Source organism: Amycolatopsis sp. (assembly GCF_025464955.1).
Classification (GTDB): domain Bacteria; phylum Actinomycetota; class Actinomycetes; order Mycobacteriales; family Pseudonocardiaceae; genus Amycolatopsis.
Window position 1 is genome coordinate 1 of sequence record NZ_JAODNM010000149.1, and the last position, 17,685, is coordinate 17,685.

Genomic DNA, 17,685 nt, shown 5'->3' on the forward strand with positions numbered 1-17,685 from the left:
CGCTCAGATCGCCCTGGCGTGGCTGCTGGCACAGAAACCGTGGATCGCACCGATTCCGGGGACGACCAAAGTGCATCGTCTCGACGAAAACCTCGGCGCCGACCGAATCGAACTGACCCGCGAGGACCAGCAGCAGATCGAGTCTGCGGTTGCCGAGATCCAGATCCAGGGTGCGCGGTACACGGCGCAGCAGGAAGAAGCCATCAATCGGTAGTGGCCGTTGTCCATCCAAAGAAGTAAGGGAATGTCATGCGCTACAGGGTCCTGGGTAAGTCTGGCGTGCGGATTTCGGAGGTGGCGCTGGGCACGATGACCTTCGGCGACGACTGGGGCTGGGGGGCGTCCCCAGATGTCAGCGCGAGGATGCTGGACTTGTTCTCCGACGCTGGCGGCAATGTCATCGACACCGCCGACGTCTACACCAATGGGACGTCAGAGACCATCCTCGGCGAGCTTCTCAAAGGGCGCCGCGACCGGTTCGTGCTCGCCACCAAGTTCACCAACCAAACCGACCCTGCTGACCCGAATAGTGCCGGCAACCACCGCAAGAAGATAGCCACCTCGATCGAGGCGAGCCTGCGTCGACTGCAGACCGACCATATCGACCTGTATTGGGTGCACGCCCGTGACCTCCTCACTTCAGTCGAGGAGCTTATGCGCGCCCTGGATGACCAGGTCCGCCTCGGCAAGGTCCTCTACCCAGCAGTGTCGGACTGGGCGGCATGGGAGATCGCGGAGGCCAACACCGCCGCTCGGTTGCGTGATTGGTCACCGTTCACCGCGGTCCAGCTGCGGTACAACCTGCTTGACCGTTCCCCGGAGCGCGAACTGTTGCCCATGGCCGACGCATTTGGCCTGCCGGTGTTTGCCTGGGGCCCGCTTGCCGAAGGACGGCTCACCGGCAAATACCTCAGCGGCCACACCGGCCGACTGACCGAGGGTGGAAGGGCCTACAGCCGCGTCGGCAGCGACGACATCGTCCGCGAGGTCCTCGCCATCTCCCAGGAAATCGGCTGCTCACCCGCCCAGGTGGCCATTTCATGGGTGCGCCAGCAGCCCGGCTCGGTCATCCCGCTGATCGCGGCCCGCACCGAAGAACAGTTCCGCGACAACCTTGCCGCCACCGACGTGCACCTCAGCCAGCAGCACCTGGATCGTCTCGATGCACTCAGCCGCCCCACGCTCGGGTTCCCCGCGGATGTCATGCGGGAGGCCTCCGTTGTTGCCGGGGTTTACGGCGCGCAACTACCCGACATCGACGACCCCCGCGCGGAGGCCGTACGCCGCACCACCACCCACGACTAGTGATCTACCTGCACCCTCTGCACCGGACGTGCGGTGCCGGGCCTCGGCATCCCTGGCCAAAGGAGCGACAAGCACCGTGGACTACGTGAAACTGGGCTCAACAGGACTCGATGTCTCGAGGATCTGCCTTGGCGCGATGAGCTTCGGCCTTCCCGGGCCGGGCCACCACGACTGGTATCTCGACGAGGCCGCCTCCCGCCCGCTCATCCGCCGCGCGCTGGAAGCGGGCGTCAACTTCTTCGACACCGCCAACGTCTACTCGGGAGGTACCAGCGAGGAGATCCTCGGCCGCGCCTTGGCGGAGTACGCCGACCGCGCCGATTTCGTGCTGGCGACCAAGGTCAACCACCGGATGCGACCGGGGCCGAACGGAGCCGGCCTGTCGCGCAAGGCCGTCATGACCGAGATCGACGACAGCCTGCGCCGACTCGGGACCGACTACGTCGACCTCTACCAGATCCACTCCTGGGACCCGACCACCCCGATCGAGGTCACCATGGAGGCGCTGCACGACATCGTCAAGGCAGGCAAGGCGCTCCACATCGGCGCGTCGACGATGTGGGCCTGGCAGTTCGCGAAGGCGCAGCACACCGCCGACCTGGGCAACTGGACCCGGTTCTCCACGATGCAGAACCACTACAACCTCCTCTACCGCGAGGAGGAGCGCGAGATGCTCCCACTCTGCGCCGACCAAGACGTCGCGGTCATCCCGTGGAGCCCACTCGCCCGCGGCCGGCTCACCAGGGACTGGGACGCCACCACCGCACGCAGCGAGACCGACATGTGGGGCAACCTCTACCAGGAGACCGACCGCGTCATCGTCGAGCGCGTAGCCGAGGTCGCCGAGAAGCGCAGCGTCCCCCGCGCGCAAGTCGCACTGGCCTGGCTGCTGAGCAACCCAACCGTCACGGCCCCGATCGTCGGCGCCACCAAGATCGGCCACCTCGACGACGCCGTCGCCGCCGTCTACCTGCACCTCGACGACGCCGAGATAGCCCTGCTCGAGGAGCCCTACCAGCCGCACACCGTAGGACGCTACCTTCCCGAACCGCGCCGCTGACGCACATGGTCAGTCCATCGTCGTGTCGACTGCGAACGGATCACCCACCGCCGCCCGACGCTGGCCCGTCGGGACTTCGGGAGTTCACGTCAGCGAAGGACCACTAAGGACAGTGGGAAGCCGCCCGGTACCCGCACGACCCGCTACTCTGCTCCGGCGAACTGTCCTTCCAGGACAACGACTTCCGTACCTGGTGGGCCGCGCAACGAGTGACTGGTACAGTCGGCGCGACCAAGCACTGCCGCCATGCACTGGTGGGCGAGCTCGTCTTGGACTGCGACACCACGGTCAGCCCCGAGGGACCCGGACCAGCGCATCCTCATCCTGGCAGCGAAACCCGGGCCGGACAGTCCAAGAACTAATACTAATACGACATGACATCCTTCAGTTCTGCAATCACAGACGACAGTGCTCGATCTATTTGACTTGCAAGCTCGGTGAATTCCGGGACACCGAGCGGACGCAGCCACACGCGCAACTTCGGCGGGCTCCACAGCGCCTCGGCCGTGTGGTCGACGGTCAGCGTGACCGTTTCGCCCGCGAACCACGGACCGCTCGGCCCGGTTAAGGTCACCTGCTCGACGTCGGCGGGTACCCGGGTCGTGAAGGCACCCTCCATTGTGTACAGCTCGAACAAGGCGCCCGGATCCGCGCGCTTCAGGATGATGTACCCACCCATGATCCGCATCCCCCGAACGGCGAACCCGTCTTGGGGCACCTGAAGCTGGACGTCGGCAGCCTTGCTCATATCGTCGTTGTAGACCGAGACGGTGAACGGGCTCTAGCCGGGTTTCGTCGGGGCTGCGAGGATGTGGACCTTGCCGTCGGGATCGACGTCGTAGGCGTCTCGAAGCTGACCCTGGGGTGTGACACCCGAGAGCGGCCACAGCTGCTTCCCGGTGAGGTCCGCCACCGAGAAGCAGCCCGAGGGCCACGCCGTGTAGATCCGGCCACGGCTCTCCGAGATGCGCATCGTGGCCGCGTCACCGGTATCCCCGCTGCCGGACCCGATACCGGTCGCGCCGAGGCCGGGCAGCGGAATGGCGCCGACGATGCCGGTGCTGTTGAGCCGGACCACCCGCGGCACATGCTGGTCCAGTGCGTAGAAGTCGCTGCTCACGTCACCGACCACGACACTGCACGGCGCGTTGTTCCCGGTGCGTTCGTCCGCCGCCGGGGTGAAGGCATCGACGTGGGTCAGCAAGGTGAAGTCAGAGCGGAGGACATTCACCCGGCAGCCGTGCAGCTTCGGGTGCCCCTCCGCGGTGGCCATGACACCCTTGTCGTTCCCGGTCATGTCCAAGGTCCACGCGGTGACGGGTCCCGAGCTCGGCCCGGTCCCGTCCAGTGCGACCCGCAGCGCGCTGCTACCCGATACCGTGTGGCTGATCAGGTAGACCTCGCCGCGCGCGACCCCGAGATGTGCGCTCTCCACGTCGAATTGCGGGCCACACCGTCGTCGTCCTTGCGATTGTCTGGTCCGGCTCGGTCATCGCGGTCCCCTCCCCTGTCACGTCGACCGATCGTGACAGACCTCCGCGCCCCGGCTCCAGCCCGAAAGGGCGCGCAATGGGGCCGTGCTGCCGGCGGTGGAACTGGTGATGGGGTCAGTCGAAGCACGCTGCCTTCGCCCTTCGCCGACTGGAGCAGAGCCCCGTCGGGAGTGGCGGTGAGGTCGGCGAAGTGGTGTCGGCGTCCTGGTGTGGCGCCTGTGCCTGGGCAGTCGGCCTGCTCGATTCCTGGTGGCAGCGCGGCGACCGCGCCCGGGACGTAGATGCGCAACCGGACATCGGGAGCACCATCCGGGCCGGGCACGATCTCGCGTGGACGGTGACCCCGGTGGTGTCGCACTCGCCGATCTGGGCGGCGCCCAGCTCCGCCATCCGCCGGTGTTGGGCGGGCAGGGCGGAGAGGTCGATCGCGGGGAGCGTGGGTATCGCGGCGGCGAATTCGGGATCGAACGGATAGGTCATAGCCAGACCGATCGCAGCCGGGGTTCGTCACGGCACATCCTGACAAGTTCCCGCATGGCTCACGACGCTGACCTGGGTCGAACGCAACTTCGGCTACGGCATCGCCCGCGCCTACGCAGGACACACTGCCCCTGCCGATGGCGCCAGCCGTAACGACGGCTCGTCGCCCTACCCGTCTTCCTCGGCTGCCCGCGCCAGGTTCCGTTCGATCATGGAGAGACACTCTCTCGCGTGCGATCGCTCGTCGTCGGTGAAACCCCTCGTGCAGAGTTCCTCCAGACGCGGCCAGATCGCCTCGACCTGAACGCGAAGTGCCTGGCTCGCCTGGGTTGGTTCGATGATGATCGCGCGCCGGTCGGTCGGGTACGGGCTGCGGCGGACGAATCCGGCGCGTTCGAGACGCTGCACGGACCGCGTCACGGTCGCCGCGTCCGAGCCGAGTAGCCGGGTCAGGTCGGCGGGACGCTGCGGACCGTCAGCCCACAGCCGCATCATGATCAGCTCCTGGCCGGGGTGCAGGCCGGCCGCGCGCAGCAGTTGCGAGGTGAGCAGGTGGTGCAGCCGCGCCGCCCGGAACAGCGCCTGGCTGACCGAGTTCGCTCCCGCGGCCGGGTCGGGCCAGCAGCCGCAGTCCTCGCCGGGGGGCCCGGAGCGGCCCCGATGGTCGTGCATTACGCGCCTCCTTCACCGTCTACCGAGATACCAGACAGATACCTGTCCGGCCAGCATACTGGCGTATTCCACCAGATCGCTCGACACCCAGACCATCCGCACAGTTCAAACTGTTGTTACCTCAACCACAATCTAACTATCCCTGCATGGTGTGTGCTATTTACTTGTCCGAACAGGTAACTGCATCTGAACGCAGTGATTACCTGACCGTCGCCGTCGACAGAGGAGTGGAGAACATGAAGGCTGTTGTGTACAACGAATTCGGTGGTCCCGAAGTACTGCACGTCGCCGAGGTGGACAAGCCGGTCCCCGGGCCGGGGCAGGTCCTGCTCGCCGTGCGCAGGGCAGGGGTGAACCCCCTCGACTACAAGTTCCGCTCGGGCGAGTTTCAGATCCACTCGCCCCGCCCACTGCCCGCGACACCTGGTCTTGAGGCCGCCGGTGTCATCGAGGCGGTGGGCCCGGACATGCACGGCTTCGCCGTCGGCGACGAGGTGCTCGGCTGGCCCCTGACCGGATCGTATGCCCAGTATGCGCTGGCCAGCTTGCTGATCGCCAAGCCCGCCACGCTCGACTGGGACCGGGCCGCGGCGTTGCCCGTTGTCGGTGAGACCGCGCTGCGTGTGCTCGCCCTGCTCGGCCTGCGCAGCGGCGAAACCCTGCTCATCCACGGCGCGACCGGGGCGACCGGCGCGATCGCCACCCAGTTGGCCGTCGCTCAGGGCGTGACCGTGATCGGCACCGGCAGCGCCACCAACAGCGACTACATCGCCTCCCTCGGCGCGACTCCGACGACCTACGGCGAGGGCTTGGTCGAGCGCGTGCGCGCGCTCGCGCCGAACGGTATCGACGCGGTGCTCGACGCCGTCGGCCACGGCACGCTGCCCGACTCGATCGAGCTGCGCGGCGGCACCGAGCGGATCGTCACCATCGCCGACCCGCCCGCGGCGGCCGCCCTCGGCGTCACCTTCTCCGCCGGCAACGTGCAAGACAGCGACCTTCCTGAACTGGCCAAGCTCGCCGAGCAGGTGGCCAATGGTCAGATCACCATCGCGCTCTCGCGCACCTTCGCGCTCGCCGACGCGGCCGCAGCGCACGAACTGGTCGAATCCGGCCACCCTGGCGGCAAGATCCTCATCGACCCCAACTGACCGGCGAGAACATCAACCGAGAGAGGAAACATCGTCACTGCAGGTCGGCAGGCATCACGACGTCAAGTCCAATGTCGATCGCCGGAGCGGAATGGGTGATAGCCCCGACGGATACGGAGTCCACCCCCGTGCGCGCGACCTGGCGGGCCTCGCCGAGGACAAAGCCGCCGCTAGCCTCGAGTCGCACGTCGCGCGAGCATCTGCGCGCGCGTTCCACGGCGACACGCATGTCGTTCACGGCGAAGTTGTCCAACAGGATCTGACCGGCGCCGTGAGCGAGCGCCTCGTCGAACTGGTCCAGCGAGTCCACCTCGATCTGCACAGGAACTGCACCACGGGGGTGAGCGGCGGCGACGCGATCAAGTGCTCTCCCGATCCCTCCGGCGACAGCGACGTGGTTGTCCTTGACGAGGATCTCGTCGAACAACCCGCGACGATAGTTGGCGCCTCCGCCGCACCGCACTGCGTACTTCTCGAGGTCGCGGAGCAACGGCGTGGTCTTGCGGGTGTCGCGCACCGAGACGCCGGTACCTTCGAGCGCGTCGACCCAGGTTCGGGTCGCGGTCGCGATTCCGCTCAGGTGAGAAAGCAGGTTCAGCGCTGTCCGTTCCACCGCCAACACGGCTCGCGCGGGAGCGCTCAGAGTCGCTAGGTGTTGACCAGGAGCGATTCGGTCTCCGTCCGCCACCAAAGCCCTGAACCTCACTGACGGGCCGATACTGTCCTCGCACAGCAAGGCCACCACCCGAAGTCCACAGGCCACACCGACCTCGCGAGAGGTGAAGCTGACCTCAAGGTCTACGTCGGCGGGAACCACCGCCAACGACGTGAGGTCCCCGGCCTCGGAGAGATCTTCGGTCATTGCCGCTCGAACTAGCCTGAGCACCTCGTCCGGATCTAGGTTCGCGAGCTGCAACGCCTCACGGGCGCTGCCTGCATTATCGAGCGCGCGCACGCTGTCGAAGGTGGGGGCGTTCGGCTCGAGCGGAACTCCAGCGGCGTTCGCAGCGAAGGAGATCGCGTGGTACCAGCCGCAGAGCAGAAGGATGTCGAGCAGCTCCGCCTCGTTGAACTCGACCGAGAGCAGTTCCCACAGCGGCTCTGAGATCGTCGAGTCGTCGTGGAGTGCGTCAGCCGCACGAACCAGGAGGCGGTCCCGCGGCGAGGACCAGCAAGGGTCACTGGGGCTTCCGTGCGTCAGGGATGTGACTTGCTCCGAAGAGAAGCCGACCCGCTGTGCGAAGAAGTTGATGTGAACTCCCCACTCGTACTCGCAACCGCAGCGGGCGCACGTGCGGTCGATGAGGATCTCGCGGTCGCGCATGCTGATGGAGAGCTCGCGGCTCAACTCGTACGAGCCCCAGCCGTGCATCGCCTTGGTCATCGACAGGTTCTTGGCAAACGTGCGGAAGAGCGCGATCGGGGGGGACACCAGGCGGCATCATCGGGGCGAGCGCATCTGCCACCCCCGGGACGAACGGGGCCTCCAGCGGAGTGATTCGCACGGCCAGTTCCTCATTTCGTAAATCGAAATCCTTGATGTGTAAGCTAGCATTTCTGAATCCGAAATCTCCAGGAGGATGTGTGAGGTCACCCACTCCGGCGCCCGGTCATCCGGTTCGTGGTTCGTCGACCGGGCGCCCGGTCATGGCTGCCATGGACCTTCTTGGCCGGAGGTGGGCGTTGCGCGTTCTGTGGGAGCTTTCCCATGAGCCGATGCGGGCGCTCGAGCTCAAGGACCGCTGTGACGACATGTCGTCGAGCGTCCTGTACCAACGGCTGCGGGAGCTGACGGAGGCGGGACTGGTCGTCCAGGACGGCGAGGGCCGGTTTGCCATCACGCCGCTGGGTGGAGACCTGCGCAGCGCGCTCGAACCCCTCGACGCATGGTCGCGTCGCTGGGCCGAGCGCGCCTGATCTCAGGCTCGCGCCGCGATCGTCTGAGCGAGCGTCTCCGTGAACTCGCGCGAGGCGCCCACGCGTGACTCGTGACGGATCTCTGCGCCGCGGATCTCCAGCGTGACGGACCTCTCCAGACACAAGACCCCCGCCATCAAAGCCTGGCTGGCTCAGCATCCCCGCTTCCACATGCACTTCACCCCCACCGGGTCCTCGTGGCTCAACCAGGTCGAGCGCTTCTTCGGGTACCTCACCGACCAGAAGCTGCGCCGCGGAGTCCACAAAAGTGTTGCCGCGCTAGAGAAAGGCATCCGCGAATGGATCGCAGGCTGGAACGAGAACCCCCAGCCGTTCGTCTGGGTCAAGACCGCCGAGGAGATCCTCCACTCCCTCGCCCGATATATCTCACGAATTTCAGACGCAGGACACTAGGCGTCCAGAAGAGGCAGAGGAGCGAAGTCGTGATCGGCCCACAGTCCCAGCGACGTCTTCTCGGGGTAGGGCGTGACGCTGAACGAGCTGTCGAAGAGTGCGACCATGCGTTGTTCGCGGTTGTAGGCCGGCCAGCCCGGGTCCCCGGAGCGGGCGAAAGCCGCCCACGCGGTGCGGAACTGCCGCGAGACCACTTCAGTTTCGGCGGGCGGCTCGGCGCCGAGCAGCACGTCGAGCAGGCCCCCGCGGCTGTTGCCGAACACCAACGGCACGTCCAGGCTGTGGCACGCGCCGAGCACGCCGTCCAGGCCCGGAGCCGGCCAGGTCAGCTCGTACGCGTAGGCGCGGCCGCCGCCGGTCACCTGCGCCTGGGCCAGCCGGTGGCTGGGCATCCGGAACAGCCAGTCGGAATTGACGAGCTCGTACAGACTCTCGGCGGTCGCGTCCGGGTAGGCCCGACGGTAGCGATCCGCGTCCGGCGCGAGGATCCGCAGCGCCGTCGCGGCCTCCTCGTCGGTGATCTTTCCCAGGCGGCCCTCGGTCGCCACGAACAAGCGGCACTCGTCGCGGTTGTGACCGGCGATCAGGTCGATCTCGCGGCCGGCGCCGGCGGCCAGTGCCTCGAACGGCGTGCGGGGCAGCACGTCGCCGTCGACGACAGGCGAGAACGGGATCGCGGTGTGGGCGACCGCGCCCCAGCGCCCGGCATGCGGGAGCATCGCGGCGCTCACCGCGTCGCTCGCGCCGACGATCTCGGCCGTCGAAAGCCCGCGCAGGTCCTCGGCGGTTGGCTTGCGCCCCACGCGGGCGGCGATCTCTGCCATGATGTCGCCGGCAAGCTGCGCCGAGAAGAACGTCCCGGAGGCGCTCTGCGCGATGGCCCGGCGGAACAGGCCGGCCGCCCGGGGCATCGCCAACAGCGAGGCGACCGAGCCGCCGCCCGCCGACTGCCCGAACACCGTGACCTTGGCCGGGTCGCCGCCGAACGCGGCGATGTTCTCGCGCACCCACTCCAGCGCGGCGACCTGGTCGAGCAAGCCCCGGTTGGCCGGGGCTCCTTGCAACAACCCGAATCCGTCGACGCCGGCCCGGTAGTTGAGCGTCACCAGGACGACGCCGGCCTCGCCGGCCAGCCGTGCGCCGTTGTAGGCCGGATCCCCGGCATGCCCGAACTGGAAGGCGCCGCCGTAGATCCACACCATCACCGGGAGTGCGGCGCCGGTCTCGGGCTGCGGCGACCAGACGTTCACCGTCAGCCAGTCGTCGCCGGTCGCCCTGCCCGACGGCGGCCCGGCCAGCAGGGACAACGGCGGCGGCGGTCCGAACGAGACAGTCTCGCGAACGCCGTCCCACGCCTTGACCGGCTGCGGCGCGGCGAACCGCAACTCGCCCACCGGCGGTTGAGCGAACGGGATTCCGCGGAACACCGCCAGACCGTCCTCGGTGCGACCTCGCACCAGTCCGGCGGTCGTGCGGATCTCCGGGGCAACCTCGGTCATCGTCGGCTTCCTTTCCTTGCTGTTCTCGGTCGTTGGTCATCAACGACAGTAGAAAGTCCACTTCCCGTGTTGTGCGGTCCGGGCGACCGATCCGCCCTACGTCAATTGTCTCGAAGGCGGCGGCGTCCGATCGAATGTCGTCATGACGGCACGTTTTGCGCGTTGCGCCACCATTCGCGGATCTGCGAATTCACCTCGTGAGGCAGTTCGATCTGCAGCCAGTGCCCGGCATTCGGCAGTACCACCGCACGAGAGTCGGAATGCCGGAACGTCGCCCGCTCGAACTCAGCGTGCGCCGGGTTCGTGTGCAGCACGAGCACAGGACATGTCCTCCTGGACAAGTAGTCGCCGGCCTGGGGCTGGTAGGCGATCTCCTCGCCGTCCCACAACGACGTGAAATCAGCATGGAGTGCGACGGCGGACAACTTCTCGATCCGGCGGTGGATCAAGGCTCGCATCCAGGCTTGATCACGCGCCGGTGAGATCATGCCCTCGATCAGGGACCACACGGTCCGGCGGGCCTTGTCGTCGTCCCCGTCCAGCGCGGCCTCGCCGAGGGTGGTCAGCATCTGCGCCATCACCGGCCGCACGGCGTCCGGCGCTGCATACGGGGCGTCCAACACGACAATGCCATGGGTGAGCTCGGGGTATTCGACGGCCGTGGCCGAAACGATGACCACGCCCTGCGAGTGTCCGACCAGCAGCGCGGAACCGCCTGCCACGTGGGTGATCACCGCCGCCAGGTCCGCCGCCTGCCGGCTCAGGTCAAGGGCTTGTCCGGTGGAGTCATCCACTATTCGACGGTCGTAGGCGATGACCCGGAAGTTCTCTTCCAGCAACGGCATGAGCCAAACCCAGTCCGTCCAGTCACAGGTCCAGCCGTGCACGAGCACCAGTGGCGGCCCCGATCCGGATTCCGTGTAGAACAAGTCCGATCCGTCGACTTTCAGCTGAGGCAATGGGACCATTTCCTTTTGTTGAGGCGCACATCGTTGGCCATCAACGACAGCACGAGACCGCCATGAGGCCGACAGTCGCTGCGTGCGGTAGGCGAACTCCCGGCCCGCCCACTTCGTCACCTGTTCGCTCGACCCGTCCACGAACAGCCCGACCGGGCCGGTACTGCCCGTGCACGCCAGGACGAAAGGCGCCACAGTGCCCACGATGTCGGTCTCGTCCTTGCCCGAACAACCGTGCGCCGGCCAGGTTGACCTGCACGAACCGCCCGCGGGCATCGACCAGCGCGAGCCCGTCGGGAGCGTCGTCCCACGCGGTCTTGGTTTCCCCGGCGTGCGGACCGGCCATCGCGGAGCCTTCTTTCACGCGGCGGAGCGCTCGGTGACCGTTCGGCGACGCACGCTCACCTCGGTGACGGCCGGCGGCTTGTAGGCGCCATGGTCGGTCTGCAGGCGGCGCAGCGAGTTCTCCACCTCGGTGAGGATCCACCGCCGCGAGTTGCCGCTGTGGTTGGGGCCCTCGCTCATTGGGTAGAACACCTTCGTCGCGAGCACGACGTCGTCCCGGCGGCCTTTGATCGCCTTGCCGACGATCTCCTCAGACTCGCCGGAGGAGTACCCGTCGGCGGTGTCGACGAAGTTGATGCCCGCGTCCAGTGCCCTGTGGATGATCCGGATCGAGGCGTCGTGGTCGGGGTTTCCCATGGCCCCGAACATCATGGCGCCCAGGGCGTACGGGCTGACCTGAATTCCGGTCCGGCCGAGCGTGCGGTACTTCATCTCTGTTTCTCTCCTCGGAAAACGTTCGGTCTGCAACCTGTCGCCGACAAGCCGGTCACGCCATCACCGAGCGCGGTTCGAGACACCCTCGAGGCCGTAGGCGCCGTATTCCCGCCCGATGCCCGACTGCTTGAATCCGCCGAACGGAGACACCCTGTCGTAACCGCCGTTGATCGCCACCCGGCCCGCCTCCAGCCGCGACGCGATGGGCTCGCGCGGAGTCCGACGAGTAGACGTAGGCGTGCAGGCCGTAGTCCGTGGCGAGACATCGTGGTCGTACTCGCAGATCCGCACACCATCGATGGCAGTGGCCGAATCCGGAACCGCATGCCGTGCCAGCAGTTCGCGAAGCTTGTCCAGAGACATATCAGGATCAAAGCACGAGAACCGCACTGAATTGCCGGCGGAGAGAGGATCATGCAACGACTTGAGAGCTTTGTTCAAGCGCCTGCCGAGTGTCGCTGACGAAGCGAGCCCGGGTGCCGTCTTGTCGATCAGCTCTCGGTCGGGATCTCCTTGCTCTGGGCCTGCATCTGGGCGAAGACGCCGTCGCTCTACTGGCCGGCGAAGTACGCCTCGCGGAACGGCTCGATGGCGTCCTGCAGGCCGCGCCGTTGGAAGTCGGGGGGATAGAGGATCTTGTCCTTGAGCATGTCGGTGGACGTCGACAGGTCGATGCCCTGCGCCTTGAGCGCCGCAGGCCGCGGCGTCCATCGAGGCCGGGATCGACCCAAGGAACCACAGAGGGTCAGATTTGAAGAAGCGTTGACAAACGGTGAGGCGCGCGCATGAGGCACCTCCCAGCTTCAGTTCATGGAACTACGTCGCACCGAACCGCCAGGTGGTGTCAACACTTCCCCGTTGGCTCGATCCTCGCCGCCCTGGACTCCGCAGGGCCTCTGCTGGAGCCCTCGAGCCGCGCTACGACCGGGACGTCTCGCCGCTGCCGGGCGCCGCGGTCAAGATCGTCCAGCCGGGCACGGAGGACTTCGCCGCCCACGGGGAGACCGGCGAGCTCTGCACCCGCGGCTACCACGTGATGGCCGGCCATTTCGACGATCCCGGGCAGACGGCCGCCGCCATCGACGAGGACGGCTGGCTGCGCACCGGCGACCTCGCGAGCATGGACGAGCAGGGCTACTGCCGGATCGACGGCAGGCTCAAGGACCTCATCATCCGGGGCGGCGAAAACATCTACCCGCGCGAAATCGAACAGGTGCTGTTCGGTCACCCCGATGTCGCCGAGGCCGTCGTGCTGGGCGTACCCGATCCGAGGTGGGGCGAACAAGTCGCGGCCTTCGTGAAGCTCGTCCCGGGTGCCCCCGTGGACGAGGACGCGCTGTTCGGCCATGTGCGCCGGCACCTGGCCCCGCACAAGGCCCCGCCAGTCTGGCGCTTCGTCGACACGTTCCCGCTGACGGCGTCCGGCAAGATCCGGAAGTTCGTCCTGCGAAACCGGCTCGTGGCGGAGTCTCGGGGAGCAATAGTCGGCACTCCTGTGCCGAAAGCGGTGGCAGCAACACGCTGCTGATCACTCAGCGCCACGCCCTCCGCGCGGTCGGCCTGCACACCGTCGGCATCCCCCCACTCGCCGCGAGCGCCGGACACTACGGCCCGGGTAGCCCGGTCACCCCTGAGCGACAGCCGCGCCGCCGTTGTGCCGCTGGCGGTAGGTCGCGGAGCTGGCCTTCTCGCCGCACGCGGCCATCGCACACCAGCGGCGGGAACCGGGCCGGGACCGATCGACGAAGAACAGCGAGCAGTCGTGGCCGATACAGGCCCGGATCCGGTGCCCGTAGCGGCCGGTGAACAGGTCGATCGCGTCCCTGGCGACGATCGCTAGGACGGAAGCGAGCGAAGCTGCTGTCGGTGGCAGCAGCGTTTCGCCGTCGAGCGCCATCGACGCCGACGGGGTGCCCATCTGCGCGGCGCGGTTGACCCGCTGGATCGCCTTACGCGGCAAGGGACGTTCGTCGACCCTAGCGCGCGTCAACGCGTGGATCGCCTCACGCAGTTCGATCACGCCCAGCACGTCTTCGGCGGAGACCGGTTCATGCACGGCGGGGAGTTCAGCCGCGCGGAGCCAGGTCGCGAACGCGGCCGGGCCGCCGATGAGCTCGCGGTCCCCCATGCCGCGTTTGGCGAGGGTGGCGACGAAGTCCAGGCACGGCGTGCCGGAGCGGAACGGGAATCCCGCCCGCCGCAGGTCCTTGGTCGCGACCAGCGGATCGAGTACCGCGCTCGCACCACCAGCTCGTCGGGTCGTCGCCGGCACCGTCCACCCCTTGTCTTGAGAGTCACTGCCCGACTGCTGTGGGCCAACCATCGATCTGTACCTCACGTGATCCGCGTTGTCCAGGCTCCTCGCTCACTATCCCACCTCGCGTGAGGGGTTTGACAACTCACTTTAGCCCAGCGAGTCTCGAATCCGTCAGGGCGGACCGATGCGCTCTGTTGCTCCCGAAGCCCCTGCACCAGCGGGGAAACACGACCCCCGACGGTAAGAAGGACCCTCCGATGACCACGAACGCCCCGCTCGCCTGGAGCGAACCGGCCGGATTGGCGGCTCGCGGCACCCTGGTCGTGCTGCCCGGCCGCGGGGAACGCCCCGGCCTGTACGAGCGCTTCGGCAGGCGGCTCGCCGCCGATGCCTACCGGGTGCACGTCGTCGAAGACCCGACCGGCGGCGACGAAGGTATCGAGGGCGTGAGCGCGCAGGTCAAATCCCTGCTCGAGGCCCACGAACGGCCGGGCCCGGCCATCCTGGCGGGCTCGGACACCGGCGCCCTCCTCGCCTTGCGGCTGGCGGCGCTCGGCTCGGTGACGGTCGACGCGCTCGTCCTCGCGGGTCTACCCGACACCACGCTGGACACTTCGGTCGATCCGGACTCGGAAGCCGACCAACGCGCTTCCTGCCCCGGCCACCAACGGCTGCTGCGAGACAGCGGGCTCCTGACAGCGGGCGCGTTGACCCGCGAGCGGATCCCCGAGGCCCTGCGGGAGCCGCTCGACCTCGCCGCGGTCACGGTTCCCGTACTCGGCCTGCACGGCGACAACGACTTCATCAGCCCGATCGACCGGATCCGGTCCGTCTACTCCGGACTCCCCCACGCGAAGCTGCTGACCGTCGACGACGGCAGGCACGACGTGCTCAACGCCTCGCACCACCGCAGTGTCGCCGCGAGCGTGGTGCTCTTCCTCGAGCGGCTCCGCCTGGGCTCGGACCTCCCCCTGATCGTCGGGCAGACCAGCGGTAAGGAGCAGCCGGCATGACGAGGTACGTGGTCATCGGCGCCGGCGCTGTCGGCGCCACAGTCGCCGCGGAACTGCACGAGGCCGGCCGCCGCGTGGTCCTGATCGCCCGAGGCGCTCATCTCGACGCCCTGCGCGCACACGGTCTGCGGTACCTCCGCCCGGACGGTGAACGCCGCGTACACGTGCCCGTCGCCGGCGGACCCGACGAGGTCGAACTCGATCACCACGACATCCTCTTGCTGGCGACGAAGTCCCAAGACACTGAAGACGTCCTGCGCAGGTGGGCCTGGCGCCCGGTGAAGACCGCGGACGGCGTGCGTACCGCAGCCACTGCCCTGCCGGTGGTCACGCTGCAGAACGGGCTTGACAACGAGCGCGCGGCCCTGCGCCGCTTCGCGACCGTGTTCGGCGGGGTGGTCTGGATCGCGACGACCTACCTCGATCCGGGCGTGGTCGTTTCGCCCGCGACACCCTCGGTCGGCGCGGTGTGGCTCGGCGCCTACCCCGGCGGACAAGACGCGCGCCTGGCCGAGATCTCCGAACACCTTCGGGCCGCGAACTTCGTCACCAGAGTCGTACCGGACATCGCCGGTTGGAAGGCGGGCAAGCTGCTCGTCAACGTCGCGATCGCGCTCGACGCGCTCTACCCGCCCAGCGAACTGCGGTCCGTCGCCGCGAGCGCCATCCGCGCCGAAGCACGCGAAACACTCGAAGCCGCGGGGTCCTCGATCGCCGAGCTCGACCCGGGTGAGCTGGCCGAACCGTGGTGAGGCGGCCGATTCCCGGCCACGAGCGCGGCGGCAGTTCGACGTGGCAGAGCCTCACGCGGTCGTCTTCACTCGAAACCGACTACCTCTACGGCGAAATCGCGCTGCAGGCGAGACTGCTCGGCCGGACCGCGCCCTGGAACGCAGCGCTCGCCGAACGTGTCCAGCAGGCGGCCGCCGAAGGCATCGAGCCCGGCACGCTGGACGACGCCGACCTCCTGACCACCTTGCCCGAGCTGTCCCGGCGCGCGGTGCTGATCGACGCCACCGGGCTGCACCGGCAGCTCGCGGGCGATCGGCCACCGGTGCTGCTCGACGTGCGCTGGGCGCTCGGCGACACCGGCGGCCGCGAGCACTACCTGGCCGGACACCTCCCGGGCGCGGTCTACGTCGACCTCGACACCGAACTCGCCGCGCCGGCCGAACCGCTATCCGGTCGGCATCCGCTGCCCGAGATCGCCGCCCTGCAGATCTCGGCCCGGCGCTGGGGAATCACCGCCGGACGTCCGGTCGTGGTCTACGACGACAACGGCGGCACCGCGGCGGCCCGGGCCTGGTGGCTCCTGCGGTGGGCCGGGCTCACCGACGTCCGCATCCTCGACGGCGCGCTGGGCGCGTGGCGCGCGCGGGACTTCGCACTGTCCACAGGGGACGAAACCCCACCCGAGGGCGACATCGAACTCGGCGTGGGACACCTGCCGACGCTGACCGCCGACGAAGCCGCCGCGCTCGCCGCCGACGGCGTCCTGCTCGACGCCCGGTCCGGTGAGCGCTACCGCGGTGAGGTCGAACCCGTCGACCCAAGGGCCGGGCACATCCCCGGCGCGTTGTCGGCCCCGACCGGCGACAACCTCGCTTCGGACGGCGTTTTCCGGCCCACCGCGGAACTACGGGAACAGTTCAGTCAGCTGAGCGGCACGAAGGTGGGCGTCTACTGCGGATCAGGCGTCACCGCCGCACACCAAGTCGCCGCGCTCGCCATCGCGGGAATAGACGCGGCACTGTTCCCCGGCTCGTGGTCCGCCTGGTCGTCCGACCCCGCCCGTCCCGCCGCCACCGGCGAGGAGGCCCGATGACCACCACCCAGCAACGAGTCAGCCGCCGCACCGTGTCGAAAACAGTGGCGAAGACGGACCTCGTGACGATCGAGCCGGTCCGGGCGTCCCGTCGCTGGAGCCCGCCCCGCCCGGTGCGCCGGGCCGCGGGACCGGTCGGCACGCTCCTGCTCTGGTACCTCCTCAGCGCCACCGGCGTGCTCTCGCCGGACGTGCTCGCCGGACCGGGTGTCGTCTTCGGCAAGTTGGTGAGCATGATCGGCGACGGCGAGCTGCCGGCCGCGATCGCGGTGTCGGCCCAGCGGGTGCTCTACGGGTTCGTGATCGGCGCGGCCGTCGGACTGGCGCTCGCGCTGGTCGCCGGGCTGTTCCGGATCGGCGAAGACCTTGTCGACTCGACCGTCGGCATGTTCCGGACACTGCCCTGGGTCGGGCTGATCCCGCTGTTCATCATCTGGTTCGGCATCAACGAGGAACCGAAGATCGCCCTGGTCGCGCTGGGAGTCACCTTTCCCATCTACTTCAACGTCTACGCCGGGATCCGGGGCGTCGACGCGCAGCTCGTCGAAGCCGGCCGGGTGCTCGGGCTCGGCCGCTGGGGGCTCATCCGCCACGTCGTCCTGCCGGGTTCGCTGCCCGGAGCGCTCGTCGGGCTGCGGTACGCGCTCGGCACCGCGTGGCTCGCGCTGGTCTGGGCCGAGCAGGTCAACGCGTCGCAGGGCATCGGGTACCTGATGAACAACGCGCAGCAGTTCTTCCAGACCGACGTGATCGTGGTCTGCCTGGTCACCTACGCCGTGCTCGGCCTGGTCTGCGACCTCGTCGTCCGGCTCGGCACGAAGTATCTGCTCGCCTGGCGTTCGTCGTTCGAAGGGGCGTGA

The 17,685-nt window shown here is 68.0% G+C and carries 22 protein-coding genes and 2 pseudogenes; 12 read left to right on the plus strand and 12 right to left on the minus strand.

Annotated features, from left to right (window positions below):
- The 4 genes from JWQ81_RS38030 to JWQ81_RS45180 all read left to right on the plus strand — a co-directional run.
- Positions 1–214: aldo/keto reductase (locus JWQ81_RS38030; RefSeq protein ID WP_297549467.1), on the plus strand; the 214-nt coding region annotated here is incomplete at its 5' end.
- Positions 215–249: 35 nt separating this feature from the next.
- Positions 250–1,305 carry an aldo/keto reductase gene (locus JWQ81_RS38035; RefSeq protein WP_297549469.1) on the plus strand — a complete coding sequence of 352 codons (1,056 nt, stop codon included), beginning with the start codon at positions 250–252 and terminating at the stop codon, positions 1,303–1,305.
- A gap of 76 nt (positions 1,306–1,381) precedes the next feature.
- On the plus strand, positions 1,382–2,365 hold the full coding sequence (locus tag JWQ81_RS38040; RefSeq protein ID WP_297549471.1) for an aldo/keto reductase: 984 nt from the start codon (positions 1,382–1,384) through the stop codon (positions 2,363–2,365).
- Between the two features lie 161 nt (positions 2,366–2,526).
- Positions 2,527–2,727 carry a hypothetical protein gene (locus tag JWQ81_RS45180; RefSeq protein WP_366942373.1) on the plus strand — a complete coding sequence of 67 codons (201 nt, stop codon included), beginning with the start codon at positions 2,527–2,529 and terminating at the stop codon, positions 2,725–2,727.
- A 2-nt stretch (positions 2,728–2,729) separates the two neighbouring features.
- On the opposite strand, the gene JWQ81_RS38045 is transcribed toward JWQ81_RS45180, so the two are convergent.
- The 4 genes from JWQ81_RS38045 to JWQ81_RS38060 form a co-directional block, all read right to left on the minus strand.
- On the minus strand, positions 2,730–3,113 hold the full coding sequence (locus JWQ81_RS38045) for a hypothetical protein (protein WP_297549472.1): 384 nt from the start codon (positions 3,111–3,113) through the stop codon (positions 2,730–2,732).
- Positions 3,114–3,146: 33 nt separating this feature from the next.
- Positions 3,147–3,800, minus strand: coding sequence for a hypothetical protein (locus JWQ81_RS38050; RefSeq protein WP_297549474.1), 654 nt, complete (start codon positions 3,798–3,800; stop codon positions 3,147–3,149).
- Positions 3,801–3,972: 172 nt separating this feature from the next.
- Positions 3,973–4,338 carry a hypothetical protein gene (locus tag JWQ81_RS38055; RefSeq protein WP_297549476.1) on the minus strand — a complete coding sequence of 122 codons (366 nt, stop codon included), beginning with the start codon at positions 4,336–4,338 and terminating at the stop codon, positions 3,973–3,975.
- Between the two features lie 168 nt (positions 4,339–4,506).
- Positions 4,507–5,010: a MarR family winged helix-turn-helix transcriptional regulator gene (locus JWQ81_RS38060; RefSeq protein ID WP_297549478.1), complete on the minus strand. Its 504-nt coding sequence runs from the start codon at positions 5,008–5,010 to the stop codon at positions 4,507–4,509.
- 236 nt (positions 5,011–5,246) lie between these two features.
- On the opposite strand from JWQ81_RS38060, the gene JWQ81_RS38065 reads away from it, so the two are divergent.
- A complete protein-coding gene (locus JWQ81_RS38065; protein ID WP_297549480.1) occupies positions 5,247–6,161 on the plus strand; it encodes an NADP-dependent oxidoreductase in 915 nt (304 codons plus the stop codon).
- A gap of 34 nt (positions 6,162–6,195) precedes the next feature.
- On the opposite strand, the gene nadC is transcribed toward JWQ81_RS38065, so the two are convergent.
- A complete protein-coding gene (nadC, locus tag JWQ81_RS38070) occupies positions 6,196–7,485 on the minus strand; it encodes a carboxylating nicotinate-nucleotide diphosphorylase (RefSeq protein ID WP_297549481.1) in 1,290 nt (429 codons plus the stop codon).
- A gap of 323 nt (positions 7,486–7,808) precedes the next feature.
- Here nadC and JWQ81_RS38075 point away from each other — a divergent pair, with 323 nt between their 5' ends.
- Both JWQ81_RS38075 and JWQ81_RS38080 read left to right on the plus strand, forming a co-directional pair.
- A complete protein-coding gene (locus JWQ81_RS38075; RefSeq protein ID WP_297549483.1) occupies positions 7,809–8,078 on the plus strand; it encodes a helix-turn-helix domain-containing protein in 270 nt (89 codons plus the stop codon).
- A 114-nt stretch (positions 8,079–8,192) separates the two neighbouring features.
- Positions 8,193–8,492: pseudogene (locus JWQ81_RS38080) on the plus strand (transposase); the annotation flags it as partial.
- Here JWQ81_RS38080 and JWQ81_RS38085 read toward each other — a convergent pair.
- The 6 genes and pseudogenes from JWQ81_RS38085 to JWQ81_RS38105 form a co-directional block, all read right to left on the minus strand.
- Entirely contained in the window at positions 8,489–9,991 is a 1,503-nt protein-coding gene (locus JWQ81_RS38085; protein WP_297549485.1) for a carboxylesterase family protein, read from the minus strand. The pseudogene JWQ81_RS38080 and the gene JWQ81_RS38085 overlap by 4 nt on opposite strands.
- Before the next feature lie 140 nt (positions 9,992–10,131).
- Complete coding sequence (locus JWQ81_RS38090; protein WP_297549487.1) at positions 10,132–10,950, minus strand: alpha/beta hydrolase; 819 nt, start codon at positions 10,948–10,950, stop codon at positions 10,132–10,134.
- A 40-nt stretch (positions 10,951–10,990) separates the two neighbouring features.
- Positions 10,991–11,296: a PAS domain-containing protein gene (locus tag JWQ81_RS45185; RefSeq protein WP_366942371.1), complete on the minus strand. Its 306-nt coding sequence runs from the start codon at positions 11,294–11,296 to the stop codon at positions 10,991–10,993.
- A gap of 89 nt (positions 11,297–11,385) precedes the next feature.
- Positions 11,386–11,727 (minus strand): annotated as a pseudogene (locus JWQ81_RS38095) (aldo/keto reductase); the annotation flags it as partial.
- A 63-nt stretch (positions 11,728–11,790) separates the two neighbouring features.
- Positions 11,791–12,093, minus strand: coding sequence for an aldehyde dehydrogenase family protein (locus tag JWQ81_RS38100; RefSeq protein WP_297549488.1), 303 nt, complete (start codon positions 12,091–12,093; stop codon positions 11,791–11,793).
- A 188-nt stretch (positions 12,094–12,281) separates the two neighbouring features.
- The gene (locus tag JWQ81_RS38105) at positions 12,282–12,461 is read right to left on the minus strand and encodes a hypothetical protein (RefSeq protein ID WP_297549490.1); all 180 of its coding nucleotides are present in this window, start codon (positions 12,459–12,461) and stop codon (positions 12,282–12,284) included.
- Between the two features lie 110 nt (positions 12,462–12,571).
- On the opposite strand from JWQ81_RS38105, the gene JWQ81_RS38110 reads away from it, so the two are divergent.
- Entirely contained in the window at positions 12,572–13,258 is a 687-nt protein-coding gene (locus tag JWQ81_RS38110) for an AMP-binding protein (RefSeq protein ID WP_297549491.1), read from the plus strand.
- Positions 13,259–13,354: 96 nt separating this feature from the next.
- Here JWQ81_RS38110 and JWQ81_RS38115 read toward each other — a convergent pair whose 3' ends face one another.
- Positions 13,355–14,002 (minus strand): ABATE domain-containing protein, encoded by a 648-nt coding sequence (locus tag JWQ81_RS38115; RefSeq protein ID WP_297549493.1) that lies wholly within the window; start codon positions 14,000–14,002, stop codon positions 13,355–13,357.
- Positions 14,003–14,244: 242 nt separating this feature from the next.
- On the opposite strand from JWQ81_RS38115, the gene JWQ81_RS38120 reads away from it, so the two are divergent.
- Genes JWQ81_RS38120 through JWQ81_RS38135 form a run of 4 tightly spaced genes read left to right on the plus strand, consistent with a single transcriptional unit; the run spans position 14,245 to position 17,685 of the window.
- Positions 14,245–15,000 (plus strand): lysophospholipase, encoded by a 756-nt coding sequence (locus tag JWQ81_RS38120; RefSeq protein WP_297549495.1) that lies wholly within the window; start codon positions 14,245–14,247, stop codon positions 14,998–15,000.
- Positions 14,997–15,752: a ketopantoate reductase family protein gene (locus tag JWQ81_RS38125; protein ID WP_297549496.1), complete on the plus strand. Its 756-nt coding sequence runs from the start codon at positions 14,997–14,999 to the stop codon at positions 15,750–15,752. The genes JWQ81_RS38120 and JWQ81_RS38125 overlap by 4 nt, the downstream gene beginning before the upstream one ends.
- Positions 15,746–16,825, plus strand: coding sequence for a rhodanese-like domain-containing protein (locus JWQ81_RS38130; RefSeq protein ID WP_366942372.1), 1,080 nt, complete (start codon positions 15,746–15,748; stop codon positions 16,823–16,825). The genes JWQ81_RS38125 and JWQ81_RS38130 overlap by 7 nt, the downstream gene beginning before the upstream one ends.
- Positions 16,822–17,685: an ABC transporter permease gene (locus JWQ81_RS38135; RefSeq protein ID WP_297549498.1), complete on the plus strand. Its 864-nt coding sequence runs from the start codon at positions 16,822–16,824 to the stop codon at positions 17,683–17,685. Before JWQ81_RS38130 ends, JWQ81_RS38135 begins: the two co-directional genes overlap by 4 nt.